The 15,491-nt window shown below is 35.3% G+C and carries 15 protein-coding genes; 1 reads left to right on the forward strand and 14 read right to left on the reverse strand.

Going from position 1 to position 15,491, the window contains the following annotated elements; genetic code table 11:
- Positions 1–63 precede the first annotated feature (63 nt).
- From MKX57_RS21945 to MKX57_RS21960, 4 genes are read right to left on the reverse strand one after another with little or no spacing between them, the layout of a single operon-like run.
- Positions 64–684, reverse strand: a complete 621-nt coding sequence (locus MKX57_RS21945) for a response regulator transcription factor (RefSeq protein ID WP_008175164.1) — start codon at positions 682–684, stop codon at positions 64–66.
- The gene (locus MKX57_RS21950) at positions 659–2,947 is read right to left on the reverse strand and encodes an ATP-binding protein (RefSeq protein WP_239355144.1); all 2,289 of its coding nucleotides are present in this window, start codon (positions 2,945–2,947) and stop codon (positions 659–661) included. Before MKX57_RS21950 ends, MKX57_RS21945 begins: the two co-directional genes overlap by 26 nt.
- A gap of 5 nt (positions 2,948–2,952) precedes the next feature.
- Positions 2,953–3,111, reverse strand: coding sequence for a competence pheromone ComX (gene comX / locus MKX57_RS21955; protein ID WP_008175167.1), 159 nt, complete (start codon positions 3,109–3,111; stop codon positions 2,953–2,955).
- Between the two features lie 14 nt (positions 3,112–3,125).
- The gene (locus tag MKX57_RS21960) at positions 3,126–4,028 is read right to left on the reverse strand and encodes a polyprenyl synthetase family protein (protein ID WP_089985782.1); all 903 of its coding nucleotides are present in this window, start codon (positions 4,026–4,028) and stop codon (positions 3,126–3,128) included.
- A 338-nt stretch (positions 4,029–4,366) separates the two neighbouring features.
- Here MKX57_RS21960 and MKX57_RS21965 point away from each other — a divergent pair, with 338 nt between their 5' ends.
- A complete protein-coding gene (locus tag MKX57_RS21965; protein WP_089985783.1) occupies positions 4,367–4,906 on the forward strand; it encodes a hypothetical protein in 540 nt (179 codons plus the stop codon).
- A gap of 104 nt (positions 4,907–5,010) precedes the next feature.
- Here MKX57_RS21965 and MKX57_RS21970 read toward each other — a convergent pair whose 3' ends face one another.
- The 10 genes from MKX57_RS21970 to MKX57_RS22015 form a co-directional block, all read right to left on the reverse strand.
- The gene (locus MKX57_RS21970) at positions 5,011–5,325 is read right to left on the reverse strand and encodes an antibiotic biosynthesis monooxygenase (RefSeq protein ID WP_008175171.1); all 315 of its coding nucleotides are present in this window, start codon (positions 5,323–5,325) and stop codon (positions 5,011–5,013) included.
- A 1-nt stretch (position 5,326) separates the two neighbouring features.
- Entirely contained in the window at positions 5,327–6,346 is a 1,020-nt protein-coding gene (locus tag MKX57_RS21975; protein WP_089985784.1) for a siderophore ABC transporter substrate-binding protein, read from the reverse strand.
- Positions 6,347–6,411: 65 nt separating this feature from the next.
- A complete protein-coding gene (locus MKX57_RS21980; RefSeq protein WP_008175175.1) occupies positions 6,412–7,173 on the reverse strand; it encodes an ABC transporter ATP-binding protein in 762 nt (253 codons plus the stop codon).
- Positions 7,170–8,123 carry an iron chelate uptake ABC transporter family permease subunit gene (locus MKX57_RS21985; RefSeq protein WP_008175176.1) on the reverse strand — a complete coding sequence of 318 codons (954 nt, stop codon included), beginning with the start codon at positions 8,121–8,123 and terminating at the stop codon, positions 7,170–7,172. The genes MKX57_RS21980 and MKX57_RS21985 overlap by 4 nt, the downstream gene beginning before the upstream one ends.
- A complete protein-coding gene (locus tag MKX57_RS21990) occupies positions 8,116–9,066 on the reverse strand; it encodes an ABC transporter permease (RefSeq protein ID WP_089985785.1) in 951 nt (316 codons plus the stop codon). The genes MKX57_RS21985 and MKX57_RS21990 overlap by 8 nt, the downstream gene beginning before the upstream one ends.
- A 285-nt stretch (positions 9,067–9,351) precedes the next feature.
- A complete protein-coding gene (locus MKX57_RS21995; RefSeq protein WP_008175178.1) occupies positions 9,352–10,404 on the reverse strand; it encodes a hypothetical protein in 1,053 nt (350 codons plus the stop codon).
- Positions 10,405–10,444: 40 nt separating this feature from the next.
- Positions 10,445–11,551, reverse strand: a complete 1,107-nt coding sequence (menC, locus tag MKX57_RS22000; RefSeq protein WP_043989909.1) for an o-succinylbenzoate synthase — start codon at positions 11,549–11,551, stop codon at positions 10,445–10,447.
- Between the two features lie 21 nt (positions 11,552–11,572).
- Positions 11,573–12,397, reverse strand: a complete 825-nt coding sequence (locus MKX57_RS22005; protein WP_008175180.1) for a GNAT family N-acetyltransferase — start codon at positions 12,395–12,397, stop codon at positions 11,573–11,575.
- The gene (locus tag MKX57_RS22010; RefSeq protein ID WP_036121158.1) at positions 12,397–13,542 is read right to left on the reverse strand and encodes a M20 peptidase aminoacylase family protein; all 1,146 of its coding nucleotides are present in this window, start codon (positions 13,540–13,542) and stop codon (positions 12,397–12,399) included. Before MKX57_RS22010 ends, MKX57_RS22005 begins: the two co-directional genes overlap by 1 nt.
- 207 nt (positions 13,543–13,749) lie before the next feature.
- On the reverse strand, positions 13,750–15,237 hold the full coding sequence (locus MKX57_RS22015) for a peptide MFS transporter (RefSeq protein ID WP_008175182.1): 1,488 nt from the start codon (positions 15,235–15,237) through the stop codon (positions 13,750–13,752).
- Positions 15,238–15,491 lie beyond the last annotated feature (254 nt).

Genomic DNA, 15,491 nt, shown 5'->3' on the forward strand with positions numbered 1-15,491 from the left:
GAATTTTTGTCATAAAGTACCTTTTGATAGAAAAATACACCAACAGTATAGCATGGAATTTCTTTAGAGTAAATTCATTCTTTCAGCAAGATTGACAGCCTCTGTTCTTGAATCTACATTTAGCAAAGAAAAGAGCTGTGTTAAATATCTCTCAGTAGTTCGCTGAGGAATATTCAACTCAATAGCAATGGCTTTATTTGTATGACCTTCTGCAATCAGTCTTAAAATTTTCTTTTCTTTTTCATTTAAATGAATATCTTTAGCACTTTGCAATTTAAATTTATCATCCAGAAAATCTAAGAAATTTTTCGGTAGAACAAATTCACCATTTGCAATCGCTCTGACTGTCCGTATGATTTGCTCCTTAGAGGCCGTTTTCGCTAAAATGCCTTCTATTTTTCTCTCTAAAATAAGGGGATAATAATCCGTTATATCGTCTCCTGTATAAAGGATAACGGAAGCATCCGACTGAATAGATTTAATATGACGGGCTAAATTAATACCATTTTCCAATGGCATGTTAATATCAATCAGGTAAATAGCATATGGTTTATTTTTTATTCTTTGTATAACACATGTGGCATCACTTTCAGTATCAATTATAATATCTTCATTTTCGTGAAATAAATTTTTAGTTCCCTCTAAAACTATAGGGTGATCATCCACTATGAGCATGGTAATCATGTGTTTCACTCCCTTCTTTAACTGCTATTCTAATTGACATCCCTTGGTTTAGTTGTGAGTCAATATAAAAATGACCATTAAAGGCTTTTACACGTTCTTGCATACCTCGGATGCCCATTGACTCTGCTACGATAATATCCTCTACATGACACCCAACACCATCGTCACTATAAATGATTTCAAAACCATCATTCATTTCCTTTAGATGGATTTCAACAGCTGTTGCATAAGAATGTTTTAAGGCGTTATTCAGTACTTCTTGGAATAATCGGTAAATCATTAAATTCATACGCTCATCTTCTAAATACAGACGATCTATTGAATAAATTAGAACAAAATTAGCTCTTTCTTGAACCTTTCGAATTAACTTTTCTAACGCAGCATTTAAACCTAATGTATCCAGTAATGGAGGTTTTAAATTCTCACAATATGATCGTAATTCATGTAGAGAGTCAACCATTTGCTTATGAATTTTTGCAAGCTTCTCCTGAATGTCTGTTGTATCCTTTGCATTAACAAGGACATCCACCTCTCTTGCAATATGAAGTTGTTCCTGCAAATTGGTGTCGTGTAGCTCTTGGGCTAACTGGTACTTTTCTTCTTCGAATCTCAACCATAACAGCTTATTAAGCCACGGCAATTGGCCGTCATCAGCTTGCTTCATATGCTTCAATTCCTCTAATAGTTCTTCCACCATCTTTGTATTTTCAATAAAATTATTTACATACAATAGGAGCAATTCGAGCCATAGTAGCTCCTCATCTTTTAAATGAATTGTATTGTTATGCCCCAGCACTAATGCTCGTTTATAATGTACATCCTGATGGAGAAATGCTAAATAAATTTTATCAATCTTGCGTATTTCTCCTAATCTTATATCATCCATTGTGTCAGGATGTATCAAAATTCTTTCCCCACTATTTGTAAGGAATTCATTCGTATCATAGTTATATGTTAAAACAAAAACATCCTCTAGCTCCAAATGAACAGAAACCTCATATGCGAATTTCTCTAAAAGCTCATCCATTTTAATAGTTTTCCCTATTTTATCGACAGCCGTGTACAGCTGATGAATGTAATCACCTTTTGTTGAAAATAATATTTTCCGCTTGCGATAGTCAACTTTTTCTTTTACATAAAAGAGTATTACTAACGAAGAAAATGTAAAGAAGGACACGCCTGACATGACAGTGATTCTTAAATGTTGACCGGCAATGAAATATAAGCCAACTGTGAACCATAAGGTAAATAGTAAAGAAAAAATAACATAGTAGCGCAATCTAGTAATATGATACTCGATATCAAATAATCGTTCTGCTAATTGTGTAAATATAAAGCTAAAAGGTATCAGTAATAAAAATAAGGAGCTAATCTCAGATGAAAGGATATACGTATGAAAAAGGATTTTTGGAAGTACATATAAAAATAGAAATGGTAAGAACGGAATCATTATACTACTTAATAAAATTTTCAACTGAGGTGAGCTATATTTGAAATAGCTTATTAATAAAATACCTAAGATAATAATAAGCAAAATAAGGAACATAAATAATACAATATTCGAAAGTATATCATTAGAAGCAGGGAAAACAGTTCCAATACAAGCCAATATAAAACCAATCAAAGGCATTAAATAAAAGAACCGGATATTATTCGTAAACATCCATTTTGTTTTCATAAATGCAAAATAATTTCTTAAAAAATGTAATAAAATTACTAAACATAATAACATAGTAGTACGATTTACAATAATCCCTATCCCATCTAACCTACCCGAAACTCCACTACTTACATAAGCTAGCGAGACAGCTAATATAAAAAGAATTAGTAAATCTGTTAACCTAGTATTTCTTTGCTTGAAATATAAATAAAAAGCAACAAATAACGTTAATAAATAATAGCAAGCTGGAACTATTAATACATAAAAAAACTGCTGAGGAATATCTAAATGTTTAATATGTATATTTATTATTTTCCCATCTGGCTTCATAATTGTAAGGTCATTCGCAGATAGTATTTTTGATTTATATTTCAATTGATTTAGTTCGGCAATCGGGCCATCATCTACGTTTAAAACAGCATCGCCAATGGATATATTCTGCCCCTTAGCCCAATCTTTATAATATAGTTGAGATACTAGCCATTTACCATCTTTTTCTTCTACCCCAATTTCAATATATGGCGCGCTATAATTCACAAAATTTAAGTATAAACCTAACACTAAATAAAGAACTATAGCGGGCCAAAAAAACTTGCTACGCAAAGTTTTTAGTTCCAAATTTCACTTTCTATATTCATTTCATCAATAAATGCTTCTAAAATTGCCATTTGTTCTATAGATGAAATTCCAATTAATGAGGCTCTTTGTTCTTTTAATAATGCAACTAGGCTTGGGTTTTTTTCTAAGTACTGAATTACATTAATCATCCAATCGCTCCTCATCACTTTATTAATTTTTGTAGGTAGTCTTTAGCTAAATCATTTAATTCTATATTTTCAAGATCATTTATCGCCTTCAATTTATAGACATTTTTCACAGTAATTGCATAGCGTATTGCTCCGCCATTTGTCAACTCATTTTCTGCTTCTTTATGATCCAAAATTGTAACTATATCATCATTATAATAGTCAGCTACAGATTTTGAAACATCATTTTTCAGTGATAAAAGATAAATAATCGGCAAGGAGAATCTTTTATTTAGTAGGTCATTTTTAGGTCCCCATGTTTTCAAACTTTGGATATCATTTTTAATTTGTTGGATAATGCCTATGTACTTTCCATAAGCCTCTACTTCTTTGGATACTTCACCTTTGGCAAGAACCTCTCCTATTAAGCAACTCATCGCTGTTAAGGAACCAGATTTAAGTGTAATCATGTGTATATAAGAATCTTCATCCCGGCAGTTATTTAATAAGTCCAATTGCTGACCACTAATACTTTTTAATGCGCATTCTTCAAGTATTGTTATAGCCGCTCTTTTATGTTCAAAGGAAGTTTCGTCAATTGTTTTTGAAGCCATAATCAACATAGCTAGAGCAACGTTTAAAGAAAGTTCTGGCGTCCTGCTCCAACTATTATCTGAATCCTTATCTTGAAGATCATCAATAATATCAAAAGACAGTATTAAAAGTTCAACCGCTGCAGCAATTTTATAAATGTCGTCATTTACACTATCTGAAAACGACTCATAGTGCCAATAGCATAATTTACCAAAAGAAAAACCTACTTCTATTTTTTCTTCTTTAAAGCTTTTAAACAGCAATTTTAGCTCATGATCAAGAAATGTTTCATTTTCAATAAGAATGTCTAATGATTTATTAATACACTCATCCAACCCGTTCAATAGTCCTCTCTCCCTCCCGATATATTAATAAATATTATATATATTTGTGGGAATTAATACTAGCAGTGTCAATATTTAATGCATATAATCCCATAGTTTCTTATATAAAGAAGTATCCCGCCAAAAATTGGCGTTAATTATACAAACCACGCCATTATTTTGTTAAATAATAGTTATAATATGGCGGTAGAGAACTATGTACCGCCATAAAATTGGCGTAAACTCACCATTGAAATGGCGTTATGACAGATGTTACGCTTATATTAATATAAATTGATTTTCGCATTGTCCTGATAGATTGATGAACATGAATTTTTTTGTACTGGGAGTGTTTTAAAATGAAAAATGGATTTAACGAAACTGTTTTCATACTTACGGCTACTTTTTCATGTAATATCTCTGTCTCAGCTGAAGAAATTACACTTAAAAAGCCTACAGAGGAGCAACTACGAATTGAACAGATTATTATTCAATCTGAGTTAAAAGCTTATCAAGAAACCTTAAAGGTCTATAAAAAGCTTTCAACCTTTTCAAACTTAATTAGTGATGTTCCTGGATTTGAAGATACATTTCAGCAAAAAAGAGATTACTATATTCAGCAATATGGCATTATTAAAATTTCGAATGACAACCTATCTAGTATGCCATCCGTCAATCCATTAACCTTTGGATTAAATATAGCGTCATCTACCGCTTACATGACAGCAAACTACACAATTATTAATGCTAGAGGACTGGCAGCGGTGACAGAATCATCTATAACTCATAAGCTAGATGAAAATACTAGCATCTCAGGGCTTTCCATTAATGAAAGCACTATTTCCTTTAATATGGATGCTACATTTTGTAGGTCAATAAAAACACCGATTACCCATTAGTTTGAATAAGCTGATAGCAATGGCATCCCTTTTCGTTCCATTGTTATCTGCTTTTTTATGTACAACAAAAAGGTGCCTCAATCGCTTGAGACACCTCTAGGCTATTAACCTTTTACATAATATACTTCTTGTCCGCTTTCAATGATATGATCAGGCTTTGGCTTACCTGCGCTTGCCTTATGACCAGCAATATGCTCAGGGCTCTTCTCCCAATTCTTCCATGCTTCTTCTGATTCCCAACGAACCATCACTAGCACTTCCTCATCACCACGGCGAACTTTCTTAACAAGTACCTGTTTATCAATGAAACCAGGTTGTTGTTCAAGTAATGATGGTCCGTTTGGATTAGCACCAAAACGTTCCACCACTTTATCCGAATTCCCTTCCGTCACAACGATACGTTTAATTTGTACAAACATATTAGTTAAACGCCTTTAATACATCTTCAACTTTTAACGTTTCAGATTGTAAACCACCACCTGAAAGGTACCAAACTTCTGGATCTAGGTAGAATACTTTACCGTTTTTCACAGCGTTTGTTGCACTTACGATTTCGTTTTCAATTGCAGCTTTTGTACCTGATTCACCGTTTTCATTTACAACAGCGTCACGGTCAACTACAAATAGAATATCAGGGTTTGTTTCACGAACATATTCAAAACTTACATTATCACCATGTGTGCCAACTTTAACTTTCTCATCAGCAGCTTTCACACCAAATACATCATGAATAACACCGAAACGTGAACCAGAACCATATGCTGATAATGCGCCTTCACTACCTAATACGATTAAAGCTTTCTCTTCTGATGCAGTTGCTTTGCCTTTTACTTCTTCAACTTTTGCTTCATATGCAGAGATTGCATCTGCTGCTGCTTTTTCTTTACCAAAGATTTTACCAGCTAATTCTGTATTAGCTTTGAATGATTCTAGGAAGTTTTTGTTATCTACACCAATGTAAACTGTCGGTGCAATTTTAGATAACTCAGCATATGCTGCTGACGCACGACCAGAGATGAAAATAATATCTGGGTTGATTTCAGATAATTTTTCATAATCAGGCTCGAATAAAGTACCAGCGTTTACATAAGTGCTATCTTTATACTTGCTTAAGTAAGATGGTAATGAATCTTGTACTACTGCAGTAGGATTAACACCTAGTGCATCTAGAGTATCTAGGAAACCATTATCAAAAACAACAACTTTTTCTGGGATCTTATCAAGCTTTACTTCTTCAAACGTAGTATTACCATCGCGACCTTCAATTGTGCTACCTGGAATAGTTAGTGGATATGCTGAAGACGCCTCGTTTTGTTCTTCTGCCGGTTTGTCAGTTGACGTACCTTTATCTTCTTCTTTTGCTTCGTCTTTTGAACCGCAAGCAGCTAAAACTAATAGCATCATCGCCATTAATACTGTTAGTAATTTCCATTTTTTCATTTTAAAAATTCTCCTTTAAAATTTATTTTATAGTTAATGGATGGTTAAACCATCTGTTACTATTTCTAAGAATTAAAATAAACACAAATTCGGCAGCCATCCTGCTCTTGAACAGGGATATCCATATCATAGATTTCCTTCAGCGCGTCCGAGTTAATAATATCGTTGGTAGAACCGTTTTTCACAACACGGCCATCTTTTAATGCAACAATATTATCTGAGTATACTGATGCAAAATTAATGTCATGGAGTACAATTACAACTGTTTTCCCTAACTCATCCACTAGCTTACGTAAAATCTTCATAATCTGAACAGAATGTTTCATATCTAAATTATTTAATGGCTCGTCCAGTAAGATGTATTCTGTATCCTGAGCAATAACCATTGCAATAAAAGCCCGCTGACGTTGACCGCCTGATAATTCATCTAAGTAATTATGTTGAATATCTTCTAAATTCATATATTGAATAGCTTCATCCACTTTTTCTTCATCTTCGGGTTTTAAATTTCCTTTTGAATAAGGGAAACGACCAAAGGATACAAGCTCACGAATCGTTAAGCGGACATTCATAAAGTTAGACTGCTTTAATATGGATACACGCTTGGCGAAATCATCTGATTTCCAGCGTCTTACATCTGCTTTGTCGAGTAGTACTTCACCAGTATCTGCATTCAGCAAACGGCTCACCATTGAAAGTAGCGTGGACTTTCCTGCACCATTGGGTCCAATAAAAGACGTTATTTTCCCTGAAACAATGTCAACACTTACATCTTGAACGACAGGTTTTTTCCCGAAAAACTTCGTAATTTCTTTGACTTGTATCATCCTGCTGACCTACTTTCTCTTAATAATAAGTAGATGAAGTATACTCCACCCACAAAATTAATAATGACGCTTAGTGTAGTACTGAAAGTGAATACTCGTTCAACCATCCACTGCCCACCGATTAAAGCAATAATACTCATTACACAAGAACCAGCAATTAAGACGGAGTGCTTGTATGTTTTAAAATACTGATACGATAAATTCGCAACGATTAATCCAAAGAATGTAATTGGCCCAACTAGCGCTGTCGAAACAGAAATCAAGATAGAAGCTAAAATTAACATGCGTTGTACCAGCTTATCGTATGGTACACCTAAATTAATTGCTGTATCTCGTCCTAAAGACATGACATCTAATTGATTCATATGACGCCAACCATATATAAACGTTAGTAAAATGATTACACCAGCAAGCCAAACTAAATCTGAATTAACATTGTTAAAACTTGCAAACATTTTACTTTGTAAGCCTAAAAATTCATTAGGATCGATCAATACTTGGAAGAATGTTGTGATACTTCCTAAGAACGTACCGACAATCATACCAACAAGTAGTAAGAAATATATTGGTCGCTTTCCTTCTTTAAACAAAACTCGATAAAAAATTAAAGCGAAAACAATCATTGATACAATAGCAAGGGTAAAATTATAGTAAATATTGATAACTAAAATAGATGTAGAGCCAAAGAAAAAGTAGATGCATGTTTGAATCAACATATACAAAGCATCTAATCCCATAACACTTGGCGTTAAAATCCGATTATGGGTAATGGTTTGGAAAACCACTGTTGAATAGGCAATAGCTATACCCGTTAGCCCCATCGCTATAACTTTTATGACACGTCTCGGAAAAGCATAGTGATAATTCCCATTCAACTCCCAAAATAGATACAATAAGATAGCTATCACGGCAAGACCCAGCAAAATGAACATTCTTGTACGATTACGCATATGCTCTCCCCCTAAACAACATGACTAGGAAGATGGCACTTCCAATTACACCAACAGTCATACTAATTGGTATCTCATAAGGGAAAATCAGTACGCGTCCTAAAATATCGCAGAATAATAAGAATGACATACCAAGTAATGCTGTATGCGGCAATGTTTTTGCCAAATTGTCACCTTTAAACAGTGAAATAATATTCGGTATGATCAAGCCAAGGAATGGAATGACACCGACTGTTAGCACCACTGTTGTGGAGATAAGAGCCACCAATACTAAGCCTAAATTCACCACAAACTTATAGGATAGACCAAGATTTTTAGCAAAATCCTCACCCATACCGGCTACTGTAAAACGATTGGCATAAATATAAGCTAAAATAAGTACTGGTACACTTATGTATAACAGTTCATAACGGCCTTTCATGATTAATGAGAAATCTCCTTGTAACCATGCAGAAATGTTTTGGATAATATTTGCCTTATAAGCAAAGAACGTTGTTACGGAAGACAGGATATTACCATACATTAAGCCAATAAGCGGTATAAAAATCGCATCTTTAAACTTAATTCGATTTAATATTTGCATAAATAATAATGTGCCGGCTAAAGCAAATATGAAAGCGAAGGAAATTTTCTGGAAATACGTGACATTTGTGAAAAACATCATGGAAATCAATATACCCAGTCGAGTGGCATCTAAAGTACCTGCTGTCGTTGGTGATACGAACTTATTCCTACTTAAGCTTTGCATAATTAAACCAGCAATACTCATACCTGCACCTGCTAGCAAAATAGCAACAAGTCTAGGTACACGACTAATTAAAAATAGTCTAGTTTCTTCTGATTGGAAGTCTAATAGATCAAATGGTTTAATATCTACTACTCCGATAAATAGCGATACTATAGACAACACAACAGTTGCTGTTAAAAGATATCTTATTTTCATAGTAATCCCCGGTAGATTTCAATTTTGTGTGTAATGAATGTGTAGTGAAAATGATTATCATTACTCACGATTTCCATTATAGTCATGTTTTCATTCTCAGTCAACATGCAAATGAGAATTATTCTCGGTTTATTTTAAAGGAACTAGAAAACGTGTCTAATTAATGAAATATTAGTATTTTCGGCAAATTTCACACCTTAAATAATTCACTATTTCTACAATTTCTTTATCCAAACAAAATGGTAATTGAGAACACCCCCGCGTCTCAATTACCATTTTTATTCGCTATATGATTCGTCTCACTTTTCTTAACCATGCTGAAATAATGAATATAATTAATACCAAACCTACATATCCCATTACTGCATAGAGCTTAGCTACAAGCGTCGTAAATCCTGCTAGACTTGCTAAAAAGCCTAAAACCCCTATAAAAATAACTGCTACTTTAAAGCTAGGTCTATTAGGCTTAAAGAATCTTACCATAAATGAATAGAGCATCCCTACTGCAGTATTGTAAATCATCCCTAATAGAGAGAAAGTCATTAATAGCCCAACTAATGGATGAATTTCATTTGCTAATGCTAGCATAGGAATATCTAGTCCTATAACAACGTTCATTTTTGCAAGAAGAGAAAAATTAATAAGCAGAATTAAAGCGCCTAATAGAATTCCGCCAATAATGCCCCCCATTCCAGCTATTTTATCATTGCGCACCGAGCCGCACATCACCGTTAATAATGAGAAACTTACTCCAATATTAAATGACATATATAACAAAGCAGTCAACCACCAGCTTTTCGAGCTTATTTGCGCCTGCTGGGCAATTACCGCTTGTTCGACAAAGGTAAGATCCATCGTTGCAATGGCATAGATAGCAATAATAGAAACAATCACTAATAAGTACGGAGTTGCTAGTGCAATAATATTAATGATACTTTTAACATCCATCATCACGGTGGCTACTGTTAGCAGTATCATACATATACTCCCTAGCCAAATAGGTAGTCCAAACATTTGCTGCAATGTTGCACCCGCACCAGCAAACATAATAACAGCCACGCCAAATAAAAACAGTGATAATAAATAATCCAATACAAGACCAACAGCATTACCAGAAATCTGATAAATTAAATCCTTATGAGATGCAGTGCGTAGTCTTGAACTAACCTGGGCTACACACATACCAACAATAGAGAAACCAACCATCGCTAATAGGGCACCATAAACCCCTTTAAAGCCATAGCTTGTAAAATAGAGGACAATTTCCTGTCCAGATGCAAATCCTGCACCAACGATAATTCCTACATAGGCACCGCCGATTTGCAAGCTTTTTTTCAATCAGTTCTCTCCTCGTTTTTTCCTTTATCGTAAATGATTTTTATTGATAGACCTCTTTGCTAATCGTTAGCTTATCAATAACAGCCCTATTAATTGTATAGCCAATGCCGATTTCTTGAGGTACATCAATGTATCCATTTTTGACGATGACTTCTGGATTAATAATATCCTCATACCAATAATGACTAGAGCCAGCAGTATCTCCAGGCAACATAAAATGGCTAAGAGAAGTTAAGGCAATATTATGTGCTCGTCCGATTCCTGCCTCTAACATTCCTCCACACCAAACGGGAATTTGATTCTCCTTGCAGAGGTCATGAATTCGTTTCGCCTCTGTTAAACCGCCAACTCGTCCAATTTTAATATTTATTACACCACAGCTCCCTAGCTCAATTGCTTTACGAGCATCTTCAAACGATGTGATACTTTCATCTAAACATATTGGTGTTTTTATGTTTTTCTGTAGGGTTGCATGATCCACAATATCATCAGTAGCTAGTGGCTGTTCGATCATTAATAAGTTGTAATCATCAAGCTGCTGTAATATGGCGATATCATCCAACGTATAAGCTGAGTTCGCATCGACCATTAAAGGTAGATCCGGTAGCTCTGCACGGATTGCACGCACCACTTCTACATCATAGCCAGGCTTAATTTTCACTTTCACCCTTTTGTAGCCCTTTTCCATATGGCTTTTTATTACTTCTATTAATTGAGCTGTTGAAGCTTGAATACCTACGCTGACCCCAACTTCAATTCGTTGTTTTTGCCCTCCTAAAGCCCTTGCGAGTGATTGCTTTGTTTGCTGGGAATAAATATCCCATATCGTACCTTCTATCGAAGCTTTCGCCATGCAATTTCTGCGAATAGGAGCAAACAATGTAGTCACCTCATCTGGATGCCCAACCTCTTTATGTAGCAAGAGAGGTATTAGAAAATCTTTCAGCATATGCCATGTCGTCTTTAAAGTCTCCTCTGTATACCAAGGCGCTACAAAAGCTACCGTTTCTCCCCATCCAGTAATCCCAGATTCATCTTGTGCTTCTATTAATAACAGTTCCTTTTCATCGATTGTGCCAAAGCTTGTTGTAAATGGTGCTTTCATCGGCATTTTAATATGTCTTAACGTCATCTTTTCTATTTTCACAAACTTCACTCCCTATTATAATTATAAGGCTAATAAGGAGCGTCTGACTAACAGATAGCTATGGACATATTCTGGGTGCTTCTTGACGCGTACAATGGCATAGTCTTGATTGAATAATGTTGTTAAGATCTTTCTAATTTTATAGCGCCAGTCCTCAGCTAGTTTAGGACTTTCAACTTTCACTTTCTGCAAATATTGAGGAATCGGTAATAGATAGGCATCCTGATGAAAGGATTCCTCCATTTGAAATGTATTATCTATGTCTAGGACAGGCAAGCCATCGACAGTTAGTGTCCACGGTACGATTTCATCTGCGATCTCTTCTAGTTCGTCAAGGCTATCCGCCATTTGTTCACGCTCTATCCACCACTCTACAACCAGCCTATCTGATGGCAATCCTTCATTAAAGTCATCTTGAAGAGCGCCGTAATAATCATTTTCGTATTGATAACTCATAGCATTTAGCTTTAAAAATGCTAAATTTGCTAAACTCACCTCCAGAGGCTCAAATAACCAACGAACCAGCTGAAATCCATTTTCTTTTGCGTATTCTTGCTGAGCATGCTTTAATAACTCACCTACACCTTGTTCACGATATGCTTTTTTTACACCAATCATGTGTGAATGTAAGTATATTTCTCTATCATGAGAACCTACAAAGCAATAGTTGAAGCCAATTAGCTTTTCTTCTAAATAAGCACCTAAAACTAATCCGCCATTTTGTACAACTGCTAGTAATTGGTGAGAGGGAATTGCTTGGCTTCCCCATATTTCAGCATTCAACTTTTGGACCTCTCCAATTTCTATAGGTGTCATTACTTTGCGAATATGCACTTGCTCTAACATTATGCTGACGCCTCCTTTGTATCCGTTGATTCCAATGCTAACAAGACTGCTCTCGTAAGAATCTCCACGCCAGTAACAAGTCTTGCTTGTTTAAACTTCATTTTCGGATGGTGTAACCCTGGTGATAACCCACACCCTAAACCCAACATTGTTGTTTTTAAGTGTGGTCGTTTTACCGCATAATGATGAAAATCCTCTCCACCAGGTGTGTGTACCGGCTTTCTTAAATTTGATAATCCAGCAGCTTGTATAATTGCTTGTTCCATAATATATTGTGCACTCGTATCAACTTCTGCTGCTACAATATTGGCAACAGTACGTAATTCAATCTGCACCTTATGCAATAACTTAGACGAATCAATAACACGTTTGACCCCTTGCGCTAAATCGTCCATAACATTATTTTGTTGGGCTCGAATATCAATCGTAAATGAGGCATTTCCAGGTATAATATTTCCTGATTCTCCCCCTGCATGAAACTTTGTCATCTTCACCGAAACAGGTACCATTGGATCGGTATGAATGGTTCGTAAATCCTCAATGATGGTAGCCCCTACTTCGATTGCATTAATGCCAAGGTGTGGCCTTGCAGCATGTGCATCTTCCCCAATAATCTCCCCTTCAAGTAAACGAGAGGCACCATGATACAAGGCAGCACAGTATGTACCATCCTCTAGCTCATGGACTGGTCTTACATGAACTCCAAATAAATAGTCGAGCTCATCAATTACCCCTTCTTCTAAGACCGCTAATGCTCCTGTCCCTTTTTCTTCAGCCGGTTGGAAAATGACACGGATTGTACCATTAAATGATGGCTGTTGTTCTTTTAATAATAAGAGTGCACCAATAGCCATTGTCATATGTCCATCATGCCCACAGGAATGGTTGGCACGGAAATGGCCATCAACCTCCTGCCATAATGCGTCTATATCTGTGCGTAAACCTACTTTAGGACTACCATGACCCACATCCACATAAAGACCTGTAGAATTTTTAAAACGAATTGGCGAAAATCCTTCTTCAGTTAATAAATCTACTATATAATTGGTTGTTTCTACCTCATGCCAGCTAATTTCCGGATTGGCGTGTAAATACGTAAAAATCTCCATTAATCTTGACCTCAAACGGTCCAATTCTTCTTTCATAACATCCAACCCCTTAAAATTTTCTTATAATTATGATTATTATAGCGAAAATAATGATCTTCTACATAGAAACTTATACCCATACTCAATAAAATTACTACTTAAGATAATATATTTCGCACTAGACTTCATAAATAGACATTAATTTAGATAACAAAAAAAGATGTAAATACAGCCCATTATCCGGACTGTATTTACATCTTTAATTTAGTTAATACCTTTCATTGCCTTTGAAATAATCGGCGATAAAACTAACAATAATATACCAATGACAATTGAAAGCGATCCTAAGAAGCCAAAGTATGTGAATTCGCTTACAACTTCATAAACCTTTACTAACTGCGCATTAATTGCTTGTGCTGCCGCACTTGTTAAAAACCATAAAGACATTGTTTGTGCAGCAAATGCTTGTGGTGCCAATTTCGTCGTAGCAGATAAACCAACTGGTGATAATAATAATTCACCTACAACTACTAAGAAGAATGACAGTACTAACCACCAAGGACTAACTAATGTTTCTCCACCAGATAAATGTGCTGGAATCATCATGACAAGGAATGATAAACCTGCAAAGAATAAGGCGTATGAAAACTTACGTGGCGTAGTTGGCTGCTTGTCTCCCCATTTAAGCCATAACATCGCAAATAATGGTGCCATTGTTATAACAAATAGCGGGTTTAATGACTGGAACCACGAAGATTGAAGCTGAATGCTACCAATACTTAGTTGTGTACGTTCGTCTGCATACGTAGCCAGAATTGTTGCCCCTTGTTCTTGAATCGCCCAAAACATAACGGCTGACAAGAATAATGGAATATAGGCAAGAAGTCGAGATTTTTCATCTTTTGTTGTCTTTTCACTACGATACATATAAATAAAGAAGACTGTTGGAATTAATACACCTAGAGCTGTAATGATTAAACTGAATACATTCATTGTTAAAGTACCCGTTTTAATACCAATAGCACCAAGAATAATAATAAGTAAAGCAACAATACCAAATTGCGCAAAGACTTTTTTACGTTCTTCAGGCTTTAATGGGTTATTAACTTGTAAACCCGCTAAGCCTAAGTATTTTTTCTCTGTTAATTTATAAACAATTAGCCCAATGAACATCCCTAAACCGGCTAAACCAAAGCCTAAGTGGAAGCTATACTTTTGTCCAATTGTTCCGACAATAAATGGTGCAATGAATGCCCCCATATTAATACCCATATAGAAAATAGAGAAGCCTGCATCACGACGGCTATCTGTTTCAGCGTAAATATCCCCAACAATACTTGAAACGTTTGGTTTTAATAACCCAGTCCCCATTACGATAAATGCCATTGAAGCAAATAGCATCGTTACACCGCCAGGCAGTGCTAGCAATAAGTGACCAATCATAATTAACACGCCACCATAAAAAATAGTTCTACGTGTTCCTAATACTCGGTCGGCAATCCATCCACCTATAATACCTGACATATAAACAAGGGAACCATAAATGGCCATAATAGAGTTCGCTGTACCGCGGTCTAGACCTAATCCACCCTGATTCAATTCGTAATACATAAAGAAGATGAGAATTGCTCGCATACCGTAATACGAGAAACGTTCCCAAAATTCTGTGAAAAACAAAGTAAAGAGCCCTTTAGGGTGTCCAACAAAGCCATTTTGAGGGACAGATTTTACAACTTCATCTTTACTAGACATACAATACCCTCTCCCAATTAAAAATATTCTCTTAAAAAAACATTATTACCCTAAAATAAGGATTAAAAAACTGTGTTTCATCATACTAAAGTGTTTTTTTAACTTTAGCAAGAGTTTTAAAAAATGTTGAAAATTTATTATTTTTCTTTAAATTCTGATTGTTCATTTTGATAATTATTAAATCCTTTGATATATCTAAGTTTTCTCACACTTCCGTAGCACAAACTTGTTTTCTGAACATTAAATTATTCTAA

This window comes from Lysinibacillus sp. FSL M8-0216, assembly GCF_038595555.1.
GTDB lineage: Bacteria > Bacillota > Bacilli > Bacillales_A > Planococcaceae > Lysinibacillus > Lysinibacillus fusiformis.